Source organism: Nostoc sp. UIC 10630, from assembly GCF_010747425.1.
Taxonomy (GTDB): domain Bacteria; phylum Cyanobacteriota; class Cyanobacteriia; order Cyanobacteriales; family Nostocaceae; genus Nostoc.
This window is the reverse complement of the sequence record NZ_JAAGOG010000378.1, coordinates 1-3,259: the sequence shown is the minus strand read 5'-3', so window position 1 is coordinate 3,259 and position 3,259 is coordinate 1. Positions and strand designations below refer to the sequence as shown.

The 3,259-nt window shown below is 40.0% G+C and carries 3 protein-coding genes; all 3 read left to right on the top strand.

All coding sequences use genetic code 11. The annotated features are described in order from the left end of the window. A partial coding sequence (locus tag G1O98_RS37560; protein ID WP_207794529.1) for a hypothetical protein occupies positions 1-536 on the top strand: 536 nt, incomplete at its 5' end. 171 nt (positions 537-707) lie between these two features. Further along, on the top strand, positions 708-1,454 hold the full coding sequence (locus G1O98_RS37555) for a hypothetical protein (protein ID WP_163939446.1): 747 nt from the start codon (positions 708-710) through the stop codon (positions 1,452-1,454). A gap of 159 nt (positions 1,455-1,613) precedes the next feature. Further along, the coding region (locus tag G1O98_RS37550; RefSeq protein WP_243458663.1) for an NACHT domain-containing protein at positions 1,614-3,259 on the top strand (1,646 nt) is incomplete at its 3' end.

Sequence of the window (3,259 nt, the reverse complement as noted above, 5' to 3'; positions counted from 1 at the left end):
TTATTCAACACTGCTGTAAAAATATGAGTTACCCTAATTTTTATAATGCTTGGCATCAGGTAAATAATGAATGTGAAAAAATTAATAGTGAAAACCAAAATTTTAAATATTTTATTTTACACCAAGATTTGCAAGCTGCAATTAACAAGGAATCTCAACTTAGCCAAAATATCCACTTAATCTGTATCGACACTAGCAAATTTATAGATCCAGATAATCCAGCCAGCAGAATTTACACAGATATCGTTAAAGCTGGCTGCTGCAAATGTCCAGACGGTACACCAAAAACAATGGTGGAATTACAAACCTACTGGGATTTGCTAGAAACTGATAAGCAGTTGGTTTTATTATTCTACTCAAGCACAACCAATACTATAGGTGGAGTGACATATAGCAATACATTTCTCAACAGCATCAGCAGATTTGAGGGAAAAATTTGTTTTATTAGCGACCCCATACCAAACTGCAACACCCTTCAAGTCTTTACACCCAACCAGTCAGTTGATGAAATTCTAGAATGGTTGCGGTGTAGTTGATTGTATCTCTCAGCGTGTCGGCGGTCTCTGCCGCTTCATCCACAAACTGCTGCAAGACCACTCCGCCCTAAAGTTTAGGCGGGATTGAGCGAGATTTGGCTCCTGTTGACGTACAACATAGTGGTGATTATATTTACAATGATAACCGCTTAAAACTGCTAAAATCGAACTATGTCAGACTCAGAAGACCCAAAGCAAGCCACCAATAACCACTTATCTAACTCTCAGTTTGGTGGTGGTTTAATTAATGCTGAGTCTGTCAATGCTGAACGAATCGGTGGAGATGTCTACAATATCTACTTTGGAAAGCAACAGGCAGCATCAGATAGTCCAGCCCCATCACCAAATCAAAAACAGCGATCGCATTCCGAAAGAGATGCACTAGAAAAAACTTACACAATCCAAAGCCAGAAAGTAGCTAGTATAAGAAACGCATGGGTGATTGAAACAGACCCATCCCGCAAGTTTCAATATGAACAACAGCTTCAGGAAGAAGAACGCATACTCAAGGAGTTTGGTAAAAAGCTAGATGTAATTGAACAACAGTTACGATCTATAAGAAATCATGCACAAGGACATGAGCATAATCAAAAACTGACTAAGGAAGCAGATTCTTATTTTGAGCCGCCAGAACCGGATAACGAAAATACTTCTACTGATATTACTGCAAATATGATCGAGAAACTGAAAAAATTGAAACCTGAAGCAGTTGTCAATTCTTGTAGTACTCATCAAGAGGCACTTTCATTAGTTAATGATTTGTGGTTTGAAGGAACGAAAATAGCTAAGAAAGGACGACTTTCAGAAGCTGTCTTTTTACTCGAATTTGGTATTGCTATTGCTAAGATTCTTGACAATATCATTTTATGGCTAGCAATCGACAAAGATTTAGAATTTATAAAAGCTAAACTACATTAGCAAAGCTGTGGAGATGAATTAAAAGTGTTAGCTCAACATAGCATTCAATTCATTGTTAACCTAACTTACAAGTGGCATAGTGGATACCAATACTGTTGACGCACAAAAAATAACTAGTAACATTTACAGCAATGACCCTCAAACCGCTTAACCCGACTCATGCCCGACTCCCAAGACCCAAAGCAAGTTAACAATAATGACTTACCCAATGCTCAGTTTGCCGGGGGTTTGGTTAATGCTCACACGGTAAACGGGCGCATAGGTGGTGATATCTATAATATCTACAATGAGCAGCCTAACCAGAGATTAGAAATTGACTGGCATCAAGTTAGCTCCTCACTGTTAGATAAGCATCAGCGGCTGACAACAAATCCGCTAACATTGGGAGAGGGGATTACCTACCGAACTGAGCAAGTGTATGTACCATTAGGGCTTGTAGAGCGTAAAAAGCAACCTCGGCGAAAAGAGGATGTTTCACCAGAGAAAGGTTCGGAACTTTATCACGAAACAGAAATTATACAAACGTTTGAGCATCAGCAGTTTCTAGAGCAGGTACTAAGAGATAGACAAAGCCCCAGAAGTCAAGGAAAACGCATTGCGATTATTGGAGAACCGGGGGCAGGCAAAACAACCTTATTGCAGCAGATGGCTCAATGGATATCGAAGCAGATAGAGCAGTCGGTTGTAATTTGGGTGTCTCTAGCTGATTTGCGATCGCGTGACCTAGAAACATATTTGTTAGAGGTATGGTTGCAAGCAGTAGCCCGAACAGCAAGACAAGCCGAAGCTTCTCACCAAGTTAAAGATGATTTCGTGGCGCAATTTAACCGGGGGTTAGTATGGCTGGTGTTGGATGGGGTTGATGAAATGCTAGTCACCGATGGCAACCCATTGGTAGAAATTGGGCAGCAAATTCACCAAGGCGGTTTGCTACAACAAGCGCGGATTGTACTTTCTTGTCGTTTAAATCTTTGGGACAATGGCATTAACACTCTGGAGTCCTTCGACAACTACCGAACCTTGGAGTTTTCCTATCCTCAGCAAGTAGAAGAATTTATTTGTAAATGGTTTGATTCTCAATCACCAGCACAAATACAGACAGGACAGCAGTTGTGTGTGGCATTAAGGGAACCAGAGAAGGAAAGGATTCGAGATTTGGTAAAAAATCCATTACGGTTAACATTGTTGTGTTTCAACTGGTATTTAGGAGAGGAGAAATTACCCCAAACAAAAGCAGGGCTGTACGAGCAGTTTGTCTCGGATTTTTATAAGTGGAAGAAAGTGCAGTTTGCGACGACAAGGGAGCAGCGCAGACGTTTAAATACGGCTTTAGGTGAATTGGCGCGAGATGCTATTGATAAGGAAACAACGCGGTTTCGCTTCCGGCAGGAATTTGTATATAAGTATTTGGGTGAGCCGGATGATGCAGATTCCTTATTTGCGATGGCGTTACGGTTGGGATGGTTAAACAAAGTAGGAGTAGAGGCAGAGAATCCGAGAGAAGCAGCGTATGCGTTTTTTCATCCGACCTTTCAGGAATATTTTGCAGCTTTATCAATTAATAATTGGAATTATTTTTTGAATCATGTACTTAAAAATCCAGAGCAAGGAACTTACCGTATTTTTGAGATGCAGTGGAAAGAAGTAATTTTGATATGGTTGGGTAGAGAAAGTATAAAATGTAAGTATAAGGAAGAATTTATTAATTCTTTGGTAGAGTTTCATGATGGATGTCTAGGGATATATAGTTGCCAATCATTTTTTCTAGCTGCTGCTGGAATTGGAGAAGTAAAAAGTTTTATTAA